The following is a 17,672-nucleotide window of genomic DNA, read 5'->3' as shown; positions in this document are numbered from 1 at the left end:
CTCACTACTCTTTTGCAGCGGATACTACATCCCCTGATCTTACTGCTTTGTAGTTACGATCACACTCAACGATTGTCACATGATTGCCTTTTGCTGCTGTGATCTCTGATACTCCATCCCATTTAGACCAGTTCTTTACATCCATGCCATAAGTTACGGCTGTTGCTGCAGATGCGTTTACCTTATATTTGAACATATTTTTCATAGACATAAGCTGTTCATCTACCATGATCACTGTATCGCCATCATTTGTACCTTCTGTTGCTGTAAGATGTAATTCTCCAAGAGTCTGCGTATCTTTGCTTCCAACACTTGTATAGGCGATCGCATCGAGATATTCACAGAAAAGACGTAACCCCATGATCGCAAATAAGTCAGAGATTGCTCTTTCATAGGTTCCCTGTGCATGGAATCCGATAAACCCTGTCGTTGGGTCTGTTGTGTAGGATAATCCAGCTTTTACAAACTCACTGTCCCCTGGATCAACATAGTAAGCTACAATGTTGTTCAGCGGAGTAGCAATTACAACACCTTCTGGGATCTCGGAACTGATGAATACAACATCAGCGCCTAAGAAATTCTTCATGTACTCAAATCCGAATGCTGTCTGCAGTGTGATATCTGCTGCACCTACATATTTGTATACATCGAGTGTGTTAACCCATACGGCTACACCTGTTGCGGTTCTTTTCATCTTCTTAAATTTGTCTTTCACTCTTCCGATGGACATTGCAACTGCCATCTGCCATGTTGTTTCTGCTCCTGTGAGTGATCCAGCTTTTAACTGCTTGTAGAATTTATCACTAACCTTATTTTGAAGATCTGATTTAAATTCTTCGTCTGTATCATTGACAGCAACATCATATCCTTTTTCTGCAATTGCTTCCAAGGATACGCCTTTTCGATACTTTTCAATCTTAATCGTATCGAATACCTTTTCTGTTACTTTGTACTGAGAATATGGGATTTCTTCTCCCTCTCCAATATCTCCTGATTTCAGTTCTCCTGCTACTTCTTTTGTTTTTAAGGCACTTCCATTCTCTTTTCTGATCATCCTTGCGATACCAAGTACATCTAATAATGCCTGAATATTCTTTCCGAAAGATGTTACAAAGTCAATTTCCCTTGCCTTTACTTCTAAGTTTCCATGTCCAGTCATTCCATCTGGTGCTGCAAATAACTGCAGGTCTAATTTATATTTTCCCATTTCTTCTCCTTTCTTTACTGGAACAGATTGATATTTTCTCGGATCATCTTCTGACGTTCGATCGGGTCTTTGATGTCCATGATCTGTTCTTTTGTGATCGTATTTCCACCGCCTGTTCCTGCTTTTGGTGGTTTTCCTTTGATTGCTTCTTTGACTGCTGCCTGCACTGCTTCCTTATACATTTTTGCAAACGATTTAACCGCGGTATTAGTTCCATCTGCATCGTCTGTTACCAAATTGCTAAGAAGTTCATCTGGAATATTGATGCATTCATCCGCTAACATCTTTCGTGCTGTTTTAGCCAGTTCGGTTCTGGCATTCATCTTTTTCAGATCTGCCAGTTCTTTTTCTGCTTTCTTTGCACGATATTCCGCTTTTTCTTCTTTGGTCATTTTGGCGAGCTTTTCTGCTTCTGTCAGCTTGTCGTCAGTCAGTGCCTTCCATTTTTCTTCTGCATTGGTCACTGCTGTTTTTACCGCTTTGTTCAGTCTGCGGTCAAATTCTGCCTGATTTCCTTCTAGGCCTAAGAAGTCATCAAACGACATTGGTTCATTATTTCCACCTTCTGCTCCGGATCCATCGCCATTCCCGTCACCGGTCCCACCGTCATCTCCTTCTGTGAACAGCTGTAAAAATAACTTGTATTTCTCCATATTTGCTCCTTTCGCCCTGATCCGTCTCTTTCCAGATCATTGCTAATAAAAACTTAGTTTAACGACATTTCGGTCACAACAGTTACACGATCCGGACATAATCCGGATAAGCATCTGCAACGCTACAAATGCCAATAAAAAAGGAATCTATCAAAGTTTTTGATTTCTCTGATAAATCCCTGTATCTGATAAAAGCCTGTCCAGCTTTTAAATCGTATTCTATTTTGTCGTCGGTTAGATCATGAATTGACTTTACTAGGTTCTGCAATAACATCGACACCGATGCACATATAATGTCTCTGCCATACTCTGCATAATTTGCATGGCCTACTACTGTGATTTCATGATCACGCACTGATGTGGTATAAAAAAAGTTGACACCCTATTCTCAAGGATTTTGATATATAATCAGTAGAGAATAAGGAGTGAATTATTATGTCAGCAAAACGTACGCAAAAATCTTATGACAACGAATTTAAAGCACAGGCTGTAAAGCTTGCTCAGGAAATAGGTGGGCATAAAGCAGCGAAAGAATTAGGTGTTCCTGATGGAACTATTTACTGTTGGATAAAAGCCTTCAAAGAAGGGCGACTCAGCGCAAATGAAGCTGTCCACTCACCTAAGGCAGCATTATCCCTTAACGATGAACTTATCGAGCTTAGAAAGCGTGTTAAGGAACAGGATAAAGAAATTCGTCATTTAAAGGAAGAAAACGAATTCCTTGAAGAAGCTAGTGCTTTTTTCGCAGCCAGCCGTCGGAAGTCCGCAAAAAACAGAGACTAATGTTTATTGCACTCAAAACGGATGACGGCAGGATTAAGGGTAAAATTTCTTTCTATTGTAAGGCTCTCAAAGTTTCCAGGCAGGCATTCAATCATTATCTGAAAACAAAGGTTGCTCCATGGAAATATCAGTCACTAGCAGATGCTATGCTGGATATCTGCAACGAAGATGAATGCAATGATACTTATGGAAGAATCCGTATGTATCAGGCATTACAGCTTAAACAGCCCGATGGAGTTCATATTCCAAGCGAGAGAACTGTTTATCGCGTCATGGAAGAAATTGGTCTTAATCATAAACCAAAACGCAAGCCAAACGGCATTACCAAAGCGGACAAAAAAGCCCGTAAATCAGATGATTTAATAAAACGCGACTTTACAGCAAAAAAACCGCTTGAAAAATGTGTAACTGATATGACAGAAATAAAAGCCGCTGATGGAAAACTCTATGTTTCTGCCATCTTTGACTGTTATGATCTAGCAGTATTGGGGTTAGCCATGGATACAAACATGAAAGCAACCCTGTGCGAGCAGACACTTGAAAATGCTGTTAAAGCATATCCGGCACTTTGTGGTGCAATCCTTCACAGCGACAGAGGAACACAGTACACAAGCGAATTATACCGTAAAGCAATCAATAAATATGGCATTCTGCAAAGCATGAACAGTGCAGGCGGCCGATGTCATGACAATGCCAGATGCGAAAGCATGTGGGCAAGATTTAAAGAGGAATTATTCTATGGACGCTACAACACTACTACAATGACAGTAGAACAATTAAAAACACTTATCTGGAGATACTTCATCAGTTATTGGAACAATAGGAGAATCTGTTCTGCTAATGGAGGTTTACCCCCTATGATTAAGAGACAGCAATACTATGATTCATTGCAGGAGGCAGCATAGGTCGAATATCCTTGAGAAAAAAGTGTAAAGTAATATTGACAACATCATTTTTTGTTTTTAGCTCTCTTTCGAAGTCTTTTAATTATTTTGTTTAAATCTTGTTCGGCTTGTACCAACTCTTCTTCCGATAAATTAGCGTCTCCTATAACTCGAAATTTTGGAATGTCATCCTTTATCATTCTTTGTTTTTCTTCTTCTGTTAATCCTTTATAAATATCTTCATACGCCATATCTATACCTCTCGTAAAAGAATATACCAAACTCCATCTACTTTCTTTTTACTTAAAACTTTAAACCCTGATTTTCGTTCATATAAAACTTCTTTTTCATCTAGTCCGAGCTGACTAATGTCCCTTCCTTTCTTTGAATTTTGAATATAAATCACAATTTTAGCTTCTTCATTATATCCTTCCTCTTTCGATGTACTCCAGTATTGATCTATAATGATTTCTTTCTTTTCAACAAATTCTTCCACGCATTTTATTATTCTTTCTTCACAATCTGCATAACTAGAAAAATCAACCGCTCTAACTAAATCCCCTTCGTATTGTGGAACTTTCGTTAATGCCGAGTCTAAATGACTGACAAATTGTTGATCTTTTTCTGGAAGTTTCTGTGGGTCTTCACATCTTCTCAGCAGATCATTGATTGTATAAGACTCAAAACTTTTATATTTCATTAAAGCGCTCAATTCATCTTCATCTAATTGAATTTTATCATTTCTGCTTTGTGCTTTCAACTGCTGCCACGATTCAAAATCAAGTCCATGCTCCGAATACGTATCTAGCCATTTCTCATAATCATTATCATCCATATGAGCCGCTGTACTACAATGACAATACGGATGCATCGGAGGAGCATTTTCTCCTGGCATCATATCAATTACTTTGAACACTTTCTCATCCAGTCTCTTACATTCACTGCAGGCATCTAACTTCTGACACGCTATATACTGATAATGATCAAAACCATTCTCTATGTACGACTGCTTCTGGGCTTCTGTCTGAACTCTTGCAAGTTCTGTAACCATCAGTCTCATTGCGTTACTCTTGCTGACTCCAAATAGTTTTTCTAAATGTCTCGCAAGTACGCTTGGGTGTTTCCCTTGGATCAACCCTTCCTGAAGAAGCTTGTCGATTTCTGATTTCAGCATTGACTGGTGCGCCCAGATACGTTCGGACCACGTTGCGTTTTTATAAGATGCGTCAACGATCACTCTTGCCTTTTTCGCATTATCATTAATCGTCTTTCCTAGTATACCTGCTTGTTTCCGCATTTCTTCCTCAGTTCGCTGTGTGAACACATCTCCAAACATCTTCTCTATCTCATCATAGCCGCCTACCAAATGCATTCCTATGTTGGCTTTTAACAATTCTAATCGATTGATCTTCATTGCTGCATTATAATATCGCATCTCATCATTGGCTTTCTTCGAGAGGTCCTTATTCTTAACATAACGTTTTGCTTTCTTGGCATATGCTTCAATATCAATCTTGGCGATCCGCTTCTTGGCTTCTGCCATCGTGATTCCCTCTGCTTTAGCATACTTCACATAGAATCCGTTGATCTCCTTTTCTATATTTTCAAGCATATCCGCATAAATATCATCTAATTTCTTTTGATACTCAGCTTCATTTTTGATATTCAATTTTCTCTGACGTTCTTCTCGCTCTCTCCAGTAATTTTTACTGCTCATCTGTCTTGTCTCCAAACATCTGCTGCATCACTACATCTCTTGGCTTCTCCTCTTCTTTGTCTATACGCTCAATCTCTGTCTTCGGATTATCCACAACACTTAAGACTCCGAGCTGTGTTTCTTGTGACACAACACCAGAAAGATTTTGTGCGATCTGACTTTCTTCTAATAGGTTTGCTGGAACATTTGGTGTGAATTTATAATGCAACTTCACCCAATCATCTTTTTTCATAGCGTTTCCAGGATTACTAAAGATCAGTTTGTATCTTCGATTCATCCCAGATGTAAATTTACGCTCTTTGGTTTTTCTAAGATTATTCATTGCCTGCAATTTATAACTCATCGCAATACCGGAGCTTGTACCAAAGTTCTCATCACTGATGTTTGCCACCATAGCAATCTGAAATATCAATTTTTCCAAGCGATCAATCAAATGTTCCTGTGTTACATCTCCATCCGGCTTCTGTAAAAAATCAATCATCAGATTCTCTGCATCTCCATCGAAGTTGATCACGCGATCTGATCTAATATGTTTCAATTCATCCTCATCCAATAAAGTCCCTATAATTTTCAAATATGCATCCGCAAAATAATCTACATCATTCGCTTTTTCACTGATTGCTTTATTATATGCATTGATCATAGACATCACTGGTTCAAAGATTCCCTGGCATTCTTTATTTTCCCGGTACTCTGTTGCTGGCACTCCATTAAAGTAATGTAATTGTTCTTGTTCATTCCAAACAATCTTCCCTTTTATAGTAAACCATCGAACTTTTTCTTGGTCCGATACACTTCCATGCAAGACATTATCCTCATCCCTATATAGCCGAACAAAATAGCGTTCACGTTTAAGTACCGAATCATCATAGATCATAAACGCTTCTGTTGGATTTAAATATATAATTCCGACGTTTCCTTCTTCATCGTTATAATACATTTCGTACCCTTTTCCATAAATAGAGCAAATCTTAGACAATTCTGCATTGTTGTCATCCTGATCATTGTACTGATCAAGAAATTCTATGTATTTTTCAATCGTTTCCTCTCCATCATCTACTGTGATTTTGATTGGATTTCCAATGAAATACCCGTTCATTGTGTCTACAATGTATTTTGCAAAGTTTACAGCAATACGATTATCGGGTTTCCACTCTGGTTTTGGTTTTTCGTGAAAGATTGGGAAATCTGTTTCGTATGCATCCTGTAATTGTTTATACCGAAACGTGCTTTCTGCAGCATGCCTTGCGATAAACCGACTCAACTTCGCATCTGTTAGTTCTTCGTCTGGCGATATCCTATAAATTTCTTTACGCATCATATTCCTCCTTTCACTTTTGTGTTTAGTCTTGGTTTCTGCTTTCGTTCTTCTTCAATCGAATAACGCAGCATAGCCATTGCATCATCAAAAAATGGAACTGGTTCATCCAGATAAGTATTTGTTCTCTCATCTTTCTTCCACTTCCATTGTTGTATTTCTTTAATTGTGTTTACACAGCTTGGATAGATGTGTATTCTGTGCTGTTTCAAATAGTCAATCTGTGCACTGACACTGTTTAGCTCTTTCTTTACTCCTTTTGCCCTATATCCTGCTTTCTTCCACATCTTGATACGATCTGGTTCCGCAGAGTCACACCACATACGAAGTTTCTTGTTGAATCTCCCTGCTGCCTTTTTGATAATTTCTTCTGTGTCCATTTCGTAGACATAGAGTTCCTGGCATAAGTACAGATCGCCATCTTTGAACCCAACCTCCCCAATACAGTTTGCATGGTTAAATCCAAAGTCCTGTGCATTTACCATGTAATCAAAGCGTTCTGGTGTACGATCAAATTCTTCTATGACATAATTTTTAAGGATCAAACCTGCAACTTCTCCCCACTCTCCAAGGCCATAAACTCTGTATCCTTCTGGGTCTACCTCTTTACGTCTTAGCATTCGTCTGTGATATGCTTCATCGATGAATCGGTTCTTTTCGTAAGTTGACTGGTGTGTGAGTACATCAGGATCAGTACGATCAAAGAACACTTTCTTGATCCAGTGGTGTGCTGATACAGGGTTAAATGTCATTCTAATCTGATAGAACTGTCCTTCTGGCAATTCGCCTCTTAGTCGGTCATCGATAATTTCAAAATCTGACTGTGTAATCTCTGTTGCTTCTTCTATCCAAACATCGGTAAGTTTTCCTCGCTTGAATGTGATTGATTTCAGCTTTTCTCTCTGCCTTTCATCATTCACACCTCTGAATATAATCTGATTATGATTACTCTTGCATTCTATAATCATATTTGATGCATTGATGTACCAGTATCGTTTATACTGTTCTCCGAACATACGAAAAATAGCACCCTGCAATTCTGCAAAAGTGCTATCTCTATTTGTTACATCCGCTTTTCGGACACATAAAAGATTTCGGCCAGGATCACTCATGAGCCTTAGGATATAATGCTGTGCTGTATCCATACTCTTTCCGGATCCGGCAGAGCCTTTCATCACGATGTATCGTTTTTTACTGCGGTCAACCTCTTTAAAGCATGGATTAGCTTGAACATTTATTTTCACAGGCAATCAGCTTCTTTAAAGGCTTTGAAAAGTTTCGGTGACTGAATAGCAATCCAGTCTGTAATCTCCTCGTTCCGTCCCCAGCTTTCGGCACCGCCACTGTTATTCCATAATCCAGACTCGTACAGAAACGCGTGAATAATTTCATGCCTGAGTACCTTCTTCTTGTACTCTTTCAAATTCCTTAAAGAGTTTCTACTGGATTCTAACTTCGCGATCCTAATCTGATGAATACTCTGATCCATACATCCATCACAACCCTCTGGAAGTTTTTCATCTGGCGCATCAAAATATATCGTATATAACGTTCCTAAAATATTAACTTTCTTCATTGTCATTATCTCCATAATCAATTGTGATATTCAGATCCATATCGGTATCCATGTCAACCCTGTCGGTGAATAGCGCATACCGCTTACCAAGAAGCTCCGCAGCCTTTAATCGTTCTTTTTCTGATGGCGCTTTCTCTACAGTCTTTGCTTTACTACAGCCGTCACCAGTTCCCACAACTACAATTTCCTGTGCGGTACTCTCTCCGCGAAGGACAGCAGACAGATACTCGATTACTTCCTGAGCATCTGCCGTCTTCTCATTGTGAAGTTCTTCCATTCGGGCATCTATATATTTTTTGATGTCAGCATTTGTCAGCAATCTACTTCCATTCCTTCTTGCTACTCCATCATTTTTTATATTTTTATAAACTGCCTTGTAAGCCCGAGTGGCATTACAATCAATCAGATATTCGTCACAAAATCTTTTTTGTTTTTCCGTCATTCAGACTCACTCCTTTCTTTTAAATGGACCTCCAGGGACTCGAACCCTGGACCGATCGGGTATGAGCCGACTGCTCTGACCAACTGAGCTAATGGTCCTTATGCCGGATATACCGGCAATGTTATTCTGCTATTTCATAAGTCTTTTCAAATATATCCGGCTTACATGGGTAAAGTTCTCCATTCATACCTTTGATGATGTAATCCCCAACACTTGCATGATGAACGCCTTCTAATGTTTTAATATACAATTCTGTCGGTGGGGATATTGGATCATGGGCATCATAAAACATAATACCTTCCGAGAATGCTTTCACTGCCCATTCTGGAACATAATATTTACCATCTGCCCTTTTTAAATCTCCATCATACTGAAACGCTTCAATTGTTACTGGTTTCTTTCTGTATTTCATGTTCTTTACCTTCCTTTCTTAAATTTGCGTATGAAAAAAGCACCCCGAAGGGTGCGCTAATATTATACAGGAACACTTAAAACATATTATTTAGTTCTAATTATCAACTAAATGCTTGGGAGTTCCAGCAGCTGCAAACTTAGCAAGTTTATTCTTTTCATCTTCTCTAATCCGATCTGCAAATTCTGTTATTTTATTACAAATCCACATATACGCCGTTGTCCCCTCAGTATAATTTGCTTCCGCATACATATTAATTCTTCCATCAGCTCTCATTTGCTCCACTTGCTTCATTGCTTCCATATTTCCTTTAGGATATATCGCAAATGTCGCCCCGCCATATTGATTTATAACCGAAAATGCCGGTATATCACTTGGCCCATCCGCAACATACATCATATTAATAAAATGAACTCTTCTCGCTTCTTCCGGTATCTTTGTATTCACATCAACGCCATCAGCATCTTGTCGATGAACCCCCTTATTGATTTCAAATAATGCTCGCGTTTTGCTAGTGTTATCTATCGTATAGCCTATTTCAGAAATGCACGGATCTCCATCCTTATCTTTGCCCTCGATCAATTCACATCCCCAAACATGCTCGACATACGGCATTACCGAAGACCCTCTAATAATCTGTGTCATTCCTGTACTCACTATATAATGTTCAACATGAATATCGTATTCCTTGTAGATTGGATTTTCCTCAATCAATTTTTTAGTTTCCTTAAAAATCTCTGGAACTCCTGGATAAAACTTTAATTCCTTTCCAAATTCTTCTAACTTTTTATTAGTCAGTCCTTTAAATTTCCCATTTTTAGCATAATAAATAAACTGGTTTAAATATATGGTATCTGGATTTACTAATACTCCTTGTTCTTCTTGATATTTATGAGGCAAACTATTCACTTCATCCCAAAAATCTTTCGCATTTACATCATAATGCTTAAATATTGGATCTTGCATATAACCATCTACCAATGTCTTATCAAAGTCCCAAACGATTGCTATTATATTTGCCATTAACTTTCCCTCCGTACTTTCTTTATAAATTATACCACAATTTACCAGTATAATCTACAAATTGTGACATAAAAACAGCACCCATTACTGGATGCCGAAAAATGTAAGGGAGGATTCCAATGAAAATCCCTCAATGGAAGCTCCAGGTCATAAGAACTTCCATTGTGATAAACTTGTCTAGGACTGGTGTTCTGTTGCTTTACACTTTGTCCGAGTATAATAATAAGTCATTTTCTCGTGACAGTGCGTGACATTCATTCATTTTTATCAAAATATCTTTTATTTCTCTGTCTGCAGTTCTCATCTGTATAAGGTGTATTCCGATTCGGATACAGCAGATTCATCTGATATGCTACCTTTGCCCAATTTAAATCCTGCAAATAGTAAAAATCAAACATATTCCTCAACTCTATGGATTCAATGCTATGTATATATTCTTCTGCTTCATTTGTCAGAGTGAGCAGCTCTAATTCTTCCTCTTTTAGCAGATTGTAACGTTTCGTAAGCAATTGTTCTTTTTTACCAATAATTCCGTCAGGTCTGCCCTCGATGACAAAGTGCTGCGTTCCACCATATCCACCAGTCACAGTATCTACAACCTGCATTTTTCTCAAATCTGCTATTTCTTTTTCAAGCTTTCTTATCCTCTCTCTAATTATTTTGATTCTCTGCTTCATATCGCAATATTGGATCAATACGCTCTTGTCCACGTTCTCCCCTCCTGTTAAGTTCTATGATCTGCCATCTTATCCTGTTTAAGTACTCCCGATATCTGACTTTATCTTTACAGATGCCCATGCAGATTGGTTCTGCACAGGTTTTACATGGATTTCTCATCGTTTCCTCATTGCTTTCTTGGCAATGTTCTTCTCTTTTGTGTAGGAATACATCATTGCATTTTGCTTTTTCTTGTTATGTTCGGTTTTTAAGTCCGCTATCCAGCTTTTATATGTATCGCATGTATCGCTGCATGCCACATGTCTGTCTTTGCAATTAAAACACGGTCCTGTTCCTGCCATACTACTGTCTCCTTTCAAAACGGTTCATGAAATTTTCTTTCCATTGTGGTTTATTTTTGTTGTTCTTCAGAATCCTTGCTTTTTCTCTTATAATTTTAGATTCCATTGCGTTCTCAATCTGTTTATCCTTAATGCCAAGTAATAACCTTACCTGCTCAATGCATATCTGTACGTCTGCAAGTTCTTCTATAATTGCTTTAAAATCATCATAGTAGCCACGATATAAACCGTTGTTCTCTGCTCTCCACTTTTTATTGATTGCCTGTGTAAGTTCTGCCATTTCTTCAATTAACTGTCGGCTCTGCGACTCGTATCCGTAATGGTGTGCAATAAACGCAATATCTTCTTCAAAGTCTTTCAACACCTCTTCTTGCTCCTTTTCTTTTTCTTCTTCATCTTCGATTTCTGCAAGTTTTTTCATTGCCTGCGGCAGCAGGTCTTTATTTTTGATTACCGCAACTCCTGCATGATACTCTGTTAATCTTTCCATTTTATAGTCTCCTTTATTTAAATAACGATAGTAATTTCATCCACCACTTTTTTGTTCCTTTCTTAGGTTCAAAGAAAGGACGTTCATCAAAAGCCAAGCACTTAGAACTTGTAGGACAGTCAACCGTACCGAATTTCTTACATTCGTGACATTTTCCATAACTCTTTTCATAAATCATTTAATCATCCCTCTCTTTCGCTGCCTGACACAGTGCCATTACTACGACTCCGCATACAGTTCCTAAAAATGTTCCTGCTAAAAAATTAACCATTGTTCTTACTGCCCCCAACATCGTAAATCTCGCATGATACTACTTCGTTTCCTGTTCCATTATCTGTTACTTCAACGTCCACATCGTAACCGTGATTCGCCAGAGCATCAATGATGATACTCTGGATACCTATTTCTTTTGTATGGATGTAGGCTTTACCTAATCTTTGTCTTACTTTACCCATTCTTCTTTCTCCTTAATATCTGCTAGTTTTGCATAATCCCACTCATACATACATCTATCGTAATTTGACCATGATGTTTGACCACTGCCCCATGTAAAAACTTTTCCATTCTTATATTTTGCAAAATGTCTTTTGTGCCATCCACGGTTTTCTGAATCTCTAACCAATATCGGTGTATCCACAGCAACCTTGCTCCAGTCAACTTCATACTCCGGTTCCTTGTATTCTTCTTCCAGCCACATCTCACGGATTAAACGGCATTGTTCGCAAATAATGTCGCTGCACATAACCCCTAGTGGGTTTAAGATTTCTTTCTTAATAAAATCATCACAAAAATTTAAGTATGGTTTTAAAATTTCTTCTCTGAATTTTTCTCTGTTCTTCATGATTGTTCTCCTTAACTTTTCTTAATTTACTTGTTTTCCCTAATCTGTAGTTCTATCCCTGTTTCATTCCGGATCATCTCCAAGACATCTGCCCATGTTGTATGCCCATCTTCCAAGCACGATGTCTCAAAATTGAACCGCTCCTTAAATCTATTAAGTCTCTTTTCTCCAAAACAAAACTCATTCCGGAGTACCAGGAACGACATTGCAAGCACTGTGTCTAATACCTGCATCTTAATCTTGTCCAGTTCCTTGTCTATTTCTTTATGCGATACTGGAAGATTGATTCCAGTAATTCCTCTTCGCTTAAGCTCTTTTTCTAAGCCTTCTACGCCTTCTTTTTGTGCTACCCTTAAAGCGTATGCCATGCCATTCATCCTGTCCTGCATCTGCGCATCTATTTTCCCCACTTATTTTCTCCTTTCTGCCCGCTGCCAAAAAGGCAGCAGGCTCATGGCTTATGCATTGGCTTGTTTCTTATGCTATAGTTACATGTGGTATATAAAAACTGACCTACAGCAATCAGTTAGTGCCATAATGATATCCCCAATATCCTGCTCCGGATTCTGTCCTTATAAATTCAAGATTTTTCGTTTTTTGTTTAGTTTCTTCATGTCTAAAAACAGATATCGGATGTTTGATTCTCCTGCCTACGTACAATCCTCTTTGCTTCGCCCAGTCTCTTACGGTCGATTTCGAGATACAATATTTTTCTGCAATTCCAGCAGCAGACATTCCGTCTGCATAGTCCTTGCATACCAACCGCCTTTCCTCTTTGCTAAAACTCCTTGCGGTCTTTCTTCTGTAATACCCTCACTTATTCGCCCACACTTTAATAGTCGACTCTGCAACTCCGTAATCTTTTGCTATATCTTTTAATTTCTCTCCTGCTATGTATCTTTTTACTGCATCTTCTTTATCCATCTTTTCCCTCCACCAATCTGTAAATTGCAACTCTCTTGCCAGTAAGTGTGTCTAACCGTTTCCCAACAACCTCGACTCTTCCATTCTGCATCAGCTCGGTAAGACGAGGCTGTACCTGCTGTCTTGACGGAGATAGCACTAACCTATGCCTGTGCAGCACAACTGCAATTTCTCTCGCGGTCATATCCTGATACTTTAACTGTTCAAGAATCATGCTGTATAACTTGTTTTTGCTTACTGTGCTATTGGATTCTCTTCTTGTTTGCTTTGTTATCCTACTGCTCCGATATGCAGTCTCGCATCCGAAAAAGTTCATCTGCTCCATCTTTCTTATCCTCCAAACTGCTTCTGCAAAAGCTGTTGCTCCAAAGAATCAAAATCATAATTTCTTTCGCAGTCTAAGTGACCAGGGTTATTGTTAGTCACTGCTGCTTTCGCTCCGTTGCACCTATTCCGTTCCCAGTTCCGTACTGCTGCCTTCCAGTCTTTCATCTTGTTTTTACCAACCATCCAGCCTTTTGACTCGTAAAAATCAATAAATACATTTGCATCAACGCTGTTGTTTCGTTCCAAACAATAACTGGAGACTTGCTCGTATGTAGGTGGCGTGAAACGCTTTATATTATTATTCTTTTCTTTCTTACCTTCTTTTCTTTCTTTAGTTGTTGTTATTTGATTGTTATCTGTTTGTTGTTTGTCTGTTAACTGTCTGTTATTCTGTTTGTTATCAGACTGGTATAAATCATACTTAACTACCGTAAATACGGTGTTTTTGTTACTACTTTTGCATGTTATCTCGCCTGTTGATTTTAATTTTTTTACAGAGGTTCTAACCTGCATCACAGATAATCCTGTTTCTGCTGCCAGTTTTTCGTAAGACGATACTATCGAGCCACGTTTCACTACCTGACCCTTCCATTTTTTATCCGTCCAATTGACAGTGATTAAAAGGTGTAGAAATACGCGGCTGACATTTATATCGTCATACCATTCCCACTCTGTAAATTTCCGGAACAGTTTAATAAACGTCTCGATATTATCACCTGCCCTCTAACTCTTTTCCTGCTCCCCATTCCCGGTATAGCTCTATCCAGTCATCTAAAAGCATTGTTACCTTCCAATCTTCACGGTTCTTCCTATGCATAACGCATGGAAATTCGTCTTCTTTTGCTTCAGTTATGCTTTGCTTCATTGCCTTGTCGAGATTTAATTTCTCAACCCTCTTACATTCAATATGTATATAAGGAAGTCCTACAACATCAGCATCGCCGTTAGCTCCACAATACTGCTGTCCTCTGCGCGTACTATAACCATGCTCTTTGAGTATCCCTGAAAGCTCTAATTCTCCTTTTTTACCCTTATACCTACTGTTTATAGCCATGATCTTCCAAACTCCTTCCTAAACTGCTCTCTTGTGCCGATATGGTTCTCATAATATTTCTGTGCCATTTCTTTTAGTTTGATATCGACATTCCCGTTTCTTCTGTCGAAATGAACTCCATTCGGATGATAGTCAGGCCTTAAAGGGGACAACGAAGCCGTATTTCTCGGATATCTTCCTGTTTGCGCCTCCGAAGATATGATGCCGTTCGACATTGTAAGAACCCGTGAATATGCAGCAGTCCATGTTATCTGTAAATGCACTCCATAATCTTTTAGACATTTATCCCATACCTTTCTTTTAATAGTTCTCTTTCATTTTGTGTCACGATCTCTGTTTCCGGGATCCCTGCTTCTTTGCAACAAGTAATCAGTCCGTCAATCAATCTTGACATCTCCTTTGTGTCATAGGTCCTGGAGCCCCTTAACAGGCGGTATGTACGGTACATCACTCCATCATTACCGGTTCTTACCTGAGATGTAGGTGCAAGATGATAATCTGTCGCATTATTTACCTTCTTCTCCGCCTCTTCGGTGTCCGGTATCGTCACATAGACCGCTTTTCCGTCAAAAATTTCCGATTGTCCGTATCCACGAAGCATCATGTTGTGGGCTTCCGGGTTGCTCAATCCTATCACATCCGCAAACTTAGTAATAAGTGTCCAATAATAGGCATTGGCATCCAGGGAACGCTTCTTTCTGTACTGCACAATACGGATCCGCAGCTTATCTTTACCCTTTAGCTTGTCGTATTCTTTCCGGATATCGCTGTCTACCTCGATCTCCAACTTCTGGTGTCTGGATATAAAATGTCAAGACCTAATGTACAAAAAATATTATATAAAAATGTACAATTAGTCTGTTTGTTTTAAGTGGTCTTTTAACCTGTATGACTTTCCTGATATTGGTATTACATGTGCATGATGCAAAACTCTGTCCATAATGGCATTTGCAACAACCGCATCATAAAATATTCCATCCCACTCATTAAAGTTCATATTTGTTGTTAATATAGTGCTTTTCTTTTCATATCGCATATCTATAAGCTGAAAGAATAGATTTGAATCCTCTTTATCAATAGGCAGATATCCAAGCTCGTCAATGATAAGCAGGCGGTAATGACAAAAATGCTTTAATCTTGCATCAAGCCTGTTTTCCAGTTTTGCCCGCTTTAGCTGTTGGAGCAGATCATTGCACTTTATAAAATATGTGCTTACTCGCTTTTTTGCGGCTGCAATACCGATAGAAGTTGCAAGATGTGTCTTTCCGACTCCACTCGGTCCAAGAAATACTATATTTTCATTCTTTTCGAGGAAGCCAAGACTTGCAAGCTCCCTCATTTCCTGTTCATTCACACTTGGCTGAAATCCAAAGTCGTAATCTTTAAGCTCTTTTACAAATGGAAATGCTGCGGCCTTTATCATAGACCGTGAAGCATTCTGTTCTTTAAAATCCACTTCATAATTACTGAGCTTTAACAGACCCTCCGTAAATGATAATCCGTTTGTTGTTACAAAATCTCTTATTTCATCAAGATGAAGTTTCATCTGGGTTAACTTTAACAATTCCAGATTTGCTGTTAACTGATTGTATGTACTATTACTCATAATCATAAACCTTTCCTATTATCTCAAGATTTTCTTTTGCTCTGTCCATTATGTGTTCATCTTTGAAAATATGGGATTTTCTAGCAATTGCAGCATAATGTTCAGAAATATAATTCAATTTTTTTGAACTTAATTGATGAATGGTTATTAATTCTGTGTTACAATACACATGTATATAACCATCATATACCTGTAAAGAAACAATCTTTCCTACGTACTCTGGTGGGACAGAGTACTGGCATCCTTTGTAATAAAACATGCTTGAATGATTGACTTTTACGGTATTTGTGGTGATTTGATAAGGCTTTCTTATGGTATCAGCGGGTAGGCTGTTTAGGAAAGCCTTTTCTCTGTTAAAATACATCAGCGGAATTCTTCCGGTTCCCTGGTTCACCTGTGCATTCACACGATTGTTAATTCTTGTTACTAGTTCAACCAGTTCTTGGTAATTTAACTTTCCATTATAAGCCCTTATTTCATCAAGTATCTTCATAGGAGCCTCAACCTTGGCCTTCGTATGGGGATGCCCTGCAATGCACGGCTGAACTTTAAAACCATAATCATCAGCGAATTGCTGAAACTTATTATTTACTTTGCCGGCAGAATATTCTGTTCTTGCTTCATCCATAACAGTTTTCATATTATCTGTAACTATTTCAGCCGGTACACCACCAAATGTTTCAAATGCATCATCAAGAAACGAGAAGAGTATATCCTGCGTCTTGGAAAGTGATACTCTGTATACCCTGAATCTTGAATATGAAAGCAATAAAACAAAAACATTTACATCTATAGTTTCTCCAGAAGAAAGAGTAAACGGAATCGACTCTTTCCAATCTAGCTGAGCCTGCTTACCCATAGGCGTTTCATATCGAACGGTTACCTGATTAGTGTTGGAAGGTCTGCCTTTTCTGAAATATGAATCGAATTCAGGATATTTTCTAAGGTAATGGCAGAAGTTGCAGTAAACACCTGTAAAGCCATGGTTATCTACAAGATACTGCCATAAAACTTTTCTGTAGTAAAATACCTGTTGGTTTCTGTCTGATAACAATTCAGCAATAATATCATAAAATGGTGTAATGCAATCATTACAGTTCCTTGTTTCTGGTTTCGTATATCCGTTTATATATTTATCTACTGTACGTCTGTCTACCTCCAATTCTCTTGCTATTTGACTTTTATTGATTTTCAATGTCCCATCCTCCAAAAATGGTTTTAGTTTGTACAGGTCATTGACACTTTCTATTTTTATGTTTGTTATGATCTGATTCTTTAATATCATTATGAGTTCCTCCTTGTAACTCATATATCATAACATTTGTACATTCTTATTTAATATTTATTGTACATACTTAAGTATAACTTTATATCCTGGACATCAAGTCGATGCCCA

General features: G+C 38.4%; 26 protein-coding genes, 1 tRNA gene and 3 pseudogenes. 2 read left to right on the top strand and 28 right to left on the bottom strand.

Annotation, left to right across the window (positions count from 1 at the left end):
- Window positions 1-4: 4 nt before the first annotated feature.
- The 3 genes and pseudogenes from BHF70_RS00770 to BHF70_RS12970 form a co-directional block, all read right to left on the bottom strand.
- A complete protein-coding gene (locus BHF70_RS00770; RefSeq protein ID WP_230973693.1) occupies window positions 5-1,207 on the bottom strand; it encodes a hypothetical protein in 1,203 nt (400 codons plus the stop codon).
- Window positions 1,208-1,221: 14 nt separating this feature from the next.
- On the bottom strand, window positions 1,222-1,860 hold the full coding sequence (locus tag BHF70_RS00765) for a DUF4355 domain-containing protein (RefSeq protein ID WP_083638208.1): 639 nt from the start codon (window positions 1,858-1,860) through the stop codon (window positions 1,222-1,224).
- 82 nt (window positions 1,861-1,942) lie between these two features.
- Window positions 1,943-2,221, bottom strand: a pseudogene (locus BHF70_RS12970) (ribosomal-processing cysteine protease Prp); the annotation flags it as partial.
- A gap of 74 nt (window positions 2,222-2,295) precedes the next feature.
- Between BHF70_RS12970 and BHF70_RS00755 the strand changes: the two are divergent.
- Window positions 2,296-2,643, top strand: a complete 348-nt coding sequence (locus BHF70_RS00755; RefSeq protein WP_242946281.1) for a transposase — start codon at window positions 2,296-2,298, stop codon at window positions 2,641-2,643.
- A complete protein-coding gene (locus tag BHF70_RS00750) occupies window positions 2,643-3,548 on the top strand; it encodes an IS3 family transposase (RefSeq protein ID WP_075758466.1) in 906 nt (301 codons plus the stop codon). The genes BHF70_RS00755 and BHF70_RS00750 overlap by 1 nt, the downstream gene beginning before the upstream one ends.
- Before the next feature lie 44 nt (window positions 3,549-3,592).
- Here the strand turns inward: BHF70_RS00750 and BHF70_RS00745 are convergent, their stop codons facing one another.
- The 25 genes and pseudogenes from BHF70_RS00745 to istA form a co-directional block, all read right to left on the bottom strand.
- Entirely contained in the window at window positions 3,593-3,778 is a 186-nt protein-coding gene (locus BHF70_RS00745) for a hypothetical protein (protein WP_075758465.1), read from the bottom strand.
- Between the two features lie 2 nt (window positions 3,779-3,780).
- A complete protein-coding gene (locus tag BHF70_RS00740) occupies window positions 3,781-5,244 on the bottom strand; it encodes a minor capsid protein (RefSeq protein WP_075758464.1) in 1,464 nt (487 codons plus the stop codon).
- Window positions 5,234-6,562: a phage portal protein gene (locus tag BHF70_RS00735; protein ID WP_075758463.1), complete on the bottom strand. Its 1,329-nt coding sequence runs from the start codon at window positions 6,560-6,562 to the stop codon at window positions 5,234-5,236. Before BHF70_RS00735 ends, BHF70_RS00740 begins: the two co-directional genes overlap by 11 nt.
- Window positions 6,562-7,806, bottom strand: a complete 1,245-nt coding sequence (locus BHF70_RS00730) for a PBSX family phage terminase large subunit (protein WP_075758462.1) — start codon at window positions 7,804-7,806, stop codon at window positions 6,562-6,564. The genes BHF70_RS00735 and BHF70_RS00730 overlap by 1 nt, the downstream gene beginning before the upstream one ends.
- Window positions 7,803-8,138 (bottom strand): hypothetical protein, encoded by a 336-nt coding sequence (locus BHF70_RS00725; RefSeq protein ID WP_226976426.1) that lies wholly within the window; start codon window positions 8,136-8,138, stop codon window positions 7,803-7,805. The genes BHF70_RS00730 and BHF70_RS00725 overlap by 4 nt, the downstream gene beginning before the upstream one ends.
- On the bottom strand, window positions 8,125-8,580 hold the full coding sequence (locus BHF70_RS00720; RefSeq protein WP_075758460.1) for a terminase small subunit: 456 nt from the start codon (window positions 8,578-8,580) through the stop codon (window positions 8,125-8,127). The genes BHF70_RS00725 and BHF70_RS00720 overlap by 14 nt, the downstream gene beginning before the upstream one ends.
- Before the next feature lie 24 nt (window positions 8,581-8,604).
- Window positions 8,605-8,678, bottom strand: a tRNA-Ile gene (locus BHF70_RS00715).
- Between the two features lie 23 nt (window positions 8,679-8,701).
- Complete coding sequence (locus BHF70_RS00710) at window positions 8,702-8,992, bottom strand: hypothetical protein (protein WP_075758459.1); 291 nt, start codon at window positions 8,990-8,992, stop codon at window positions 8,702-8,704.
- Window positions 8,993-9,088: 96 nt separating this feature from the next.
- Window positions 9,089-10,015: an HAD family hydrolase gene (locus BHF70_RS00705; RefSeq protein WP_075758458.1), complete on the bottom strand. Its 927-nt coding sequence runs from the start codon at window positions 10,013-10,015 to the stop codon at window positions 9,089-9,091.
- Window positions 10,016-10,269: 254 nt separating this feature from the next.
- Window positions 10,270-10,725, bottom strand: a complete 456-nt coding sequence (locus tag BHF70_RS00700) for a hypothetical protein (protein ID WP_242946278.1) — start codon at window positions 10,723-10,725, stop codon at window positions 10,270-10,272.
- Window positions 10,667-10,852 carry a hypothetical protein gene (locus BHF70_RS12550; RefSeq protein WP_075758456.1) on the bottom strand — a complete coding sequence of 62 codons (186 nt, stop codon included), beginning with the start codon at window positions 10,850-10,852 and terminating at the stop codon, window positions 10,667-10,669. Before BHF70_RS12550 ends, BHF70_RS00700 begins: the two co-directional genes overlap by 59 nt.
- Window positions 10,849-11,034, bottom strand: a complete 186-nt coding sequence (locus BHF70_RS00690; RefSeq protein WP_075758455.1) for a hypothetical protein — start codon at window positions 11,032-11,034, stop codon at window positions 10,849-10,851. The genes BHF70_RS12550 and BHF70_RS00690 overlap by 4 nt, the downstream gene beginning before the upstream one ends.
- Window position 11,035: 1 nt before the next feature.
- Window positions 11,036-11,524 carry a hypothetical protein gene (locus BHF70_RS12475; protein WP_083638206.1) on the bottom strand — a complete coding sequence of 163 codons (489 nt, stop codon included), beginning with the start codon at window positions 11,522-11,524 and terminating at the stop codon, window positions 11,036-11,038.
- Window positions 11,525-11,702: 178 nt separating this feature from the next.
- Window positions 11,703-11,795, bottom strand: a complete 93-nt coding sequence (locus BHF70_RS00680; protein WP_075758454.1) for a DUF3789 domain-containing protein — start codon at window positions 11,793-11,795, stop codon at window positions 11,703-11,705.
- Window positions 11,788-11,979: a hypothetical protein gene (locus BHF70_RS00675; RefSeq protein ID WP_075758453.1), complete on the bottom strand. Its 192-nt coding sequence runs from the start codon at window positions 11,977-11,979 to the stop codon at window positions 11,788-11,790. The genes BHF70_RS00680 and BHF70_RS00675 overlap by 8 nt, the downstream gene beginning before the upstream one ends.
- Window positions 11,967-12,365, bottom strand: a complete 399-nt coding sequence (locus BHF70_RS00670; protein WP_075758452.1) for a hypothetical protein — start codon at window positions 12,363-12,365, stop codon at window positions 11,967-11,969. Before BHF70_RS00670 ends, BHF70_RS00675 begins: the two co-directional genes overlap by 13 nt.
- 26 nt (window positions 12,366-12,391) lie before the next feature.
- Window positions 12,392-12,775: a hypothetical protein gene (locus BHF70_RS00665; protein ID WP_075758451.1), complete on the bottom strand. Its 384-nt coding sequence runs from the start codon at window positions 12,773-12,775 to the stop codon at window positions 12,392-12,394.
- 112 nt (window positions 12,776-12,887) lie between these two features.
- Window positions 12,888-13,130: pseudogene (locus tag BHF70_RS13070) on the bottom strand (helix-turn-helix domain-containing protein); the annotation flags it as partial.
- A gap of 48 nt (window positions 13,131-13,178) precedes the next feature.
- Window positions 13,179-13,289: a helix-turn-helix domain-containing protein gene (locus BHF70_RS12290; RefSeq protein ID WP_075758449.1), complete on the bottom strand. Its 111-nt coding sequence runs from the start codon at window positions 13,287-13,289 to the stop codon at window positions 13,179-13,181.
- Window positions 13,282-13,614, bottom strand: coding sequence for a hypothetical protein (locus tag BHF70_RS00650; protein WP_083638202.1), 333 nt, complete (start codon window positions 13,612-13,614; stop codon window positions 13,282-13,284). Before BHF70_RS00650 ends, BHF70_RS12290 begins: the two co-directional genes overlap by 8 nt.
- Window positions 13,615-13,619: 5 nt before the next feature.
- Window positions 13,620-14,192, bottom strand: coding sequence for a hypothetical protein (locus BHF70_RS00645; RefSeq protein WP_075758448.1), 573 nt, complete (start codon window positions 14,190-14,192; stop codon window positions 13,620-13,622).
- 136 nt (window positions 14,193-14,328) lie between these two features.
- Window positions 14,329-14,670, bottom strand: a complete 342-nt coding sequence (locus BHF70_RS00640) for a hypothetical protein (RefSeq protein WP_192846085.1) — start codon at window positions 14,668-14,670, stop codon at window positions 14,329-14,331.
- 274 nt (window positions 14,671-14,944) lie between these two features.
- The gene (locus tag BHF70_RS12285; protein ID WP_143249352.1) at window positions 14,945-15,457 is read right to left on the bottom strand and encodes a hypothetical protein; all 513 of its coding nucleotides are present in this window, start codon (window positions 15,455-15,457) and stop codon (window positions 14,945-14,947) included.
- 66 nt (window positions 15,458-15,523) lie between these two features.
- Entirely contained in the window at window positions 15,524-16,276 is a 753-nt protein-coding gene (gene istB, locus BHF70_RS00625) for an IS21-like element helper ATPase IstB (RefSeq protein WP_075760473.1), read from the bottom strand.
- Window positions 16,277-16,278: 2 nt separating this feature from the next.
- A pseudogene (istA, locus tag BHF70_RS00620) lies at window positions 16,279-17,561 on the bottom strand (IS21 family transposase).
- Window positions 17,562-17,672: the final 111 nt, after the last annotated feature.

This window comes from Anaerostipes sp. 494a, from assembly GCF_001940315.1.
Taxonomy (GTDB): Bacteria; Bacillota; Clostridia; order Lachnospirales; family Lachnospiraceae; genus Anaerostipes; species Anaerostipes faecalis.
This window is presented reverse-complemented; position numbering and strand designations above follow the sequence as displayed.

Coding starts and splice junctions, on each gene's coding strand:
- BHF70_RS00770 (WP_230973693.1), bottom strand. CDS start 1,207: ATGGGAAAATATAAATTAGACCTGCAGTTATTTGCAGCACCAGATGGA.
- BHF70_RS00765 (WP_083638208.1), bottom strand. CDS start 1,860: ATGGAGAAATACAAGTTATTTTTACAGCTGTTCACAGAAGGAGATGAC.
- BHF70_RS00755 (WP_242946281.1), top strand. CDS start 2,296: ATGTCAGCAAAACGTACGCAAAAATCTTATGACAACGAATTTAAAGCA.
- BHF70_RS00750 (WP_075758466.1), top strand. CDS start 2,643: ATGTTTATTGCACTCAAAACGGATGACGGCAGGATTAAGGGTAAAATT.
- BHF70_RS00745 (WP_075758465.1), bottom strand. CDS start 3,778: ATGGCGTATGAAGATATTTATAAAGGATTAACAGAAGAAGAAAAACAA.
- BHF70_RS00740 (WP_075758464.1), bottom strand. CDS start 5,244: ATGAGCAGTAAAAATTACTGGAGAGAGCGAGAAGAACGTCAGAGAAAA.
- BHF70_RS00735 (WP_075758463.1), bottom strand. CDS start 6,562: ATGCGTAAAGAAATTTATAGGATATCGCCAGACGAAGAACTAACAGAT.
- BHF70_RS00725 (WP_226976426.1), bottom strand. CDS start 8,138: ATGAAGAAAGTTAATATTTTAGGAACGTTATATACGATATATTTTGAT.
- BHF70_RS00720 (WP_075758460.1), bottom strand. CDS start 8,580: ATGACGGAAAAACAAAAAAGATTTTGTGACGAATATCTGATTGATTGT.
- BHF70_RS00710 (WP_075758459.1), bottom strand. CDS start 8,992: ATGAAATACAGAAAGAAACCAGTAACAATTGAAGCGTTTCAGTATGAT.
- BHF70_RS00705 (WP_075758458.1), bottom strand. CDS start 10,015: ATGGCAAATATAATAGCAATCGTTTGGGACTTTGATAAGACATTGGTA.
- BHF70_RS12550 (WP_075758456.1), bottom strand. CDS start 10,852: ATGAGAAATCCATGTAAAACCTGTGCAGAACCAATCTGCATGGGCATC.
- BHF70_RS00690 (WP_075758455.1), bottom strand. CDS start 11,034: ATGGCAGGAACAGGACCGTGTTTTAATTGCAAAGACAGACATGTGGCA.
- BHF70_RS12475 (WP_083638206.1), bottom strand. CDS start 11,524: ATGGAAAGATTAACAGAGTATCATGCAGGAGTTGCGGTAATCAAAAAT.
- BHF70_RS00680 (WP_075758454.1), bottom strand. CDS start 11,795: ATGGTTAATTTTTTAGCAGGAACATTTTTAGGAACTGTATGCGGAGTC.
- BHF70_RS00675 (WP_075758453.1), bottom strand. CDS start 11,979: ATGGGTAAAGTAAGACAAAGATTAGGTAAAGCCTACATCCATACAAAA.
- BHF70_RS00670 (WP_075758452.1), bottom strand. CDS start 12,365: ATGAAGAACAGAGAAAAATTCAGAGAAGAAATTTTAAAACCATACTTA.
- BHF70_RS12290 (WP_075758449.1), bottom strand. CDS start 13,289: ATGGATAAAGAAGATGCAGTAAAAAGATACATAGCAGGAGAGAAATTA.
- BHF70_RS00650 (WP_083638202.1), bottom strand. CDS start 13,614: ATGGAGCAGATGAACTTTTTCGGATGCGAGACTGCATATCGGAGCAGT.
- BHF70_RS00640 (WP_192846085.1), bottom strand. CDS start 14,670: ATGGCTATAAACAGTAGGTATAAGGGTAAAAAAGGAGAATTAGAGCTT.
- istB (WP_075760473.1), bottom strand. CDS start 16,276: ATGAGTAATAGTACATACAATCAGTTAACAGCAAATCTGGAATTGTTA.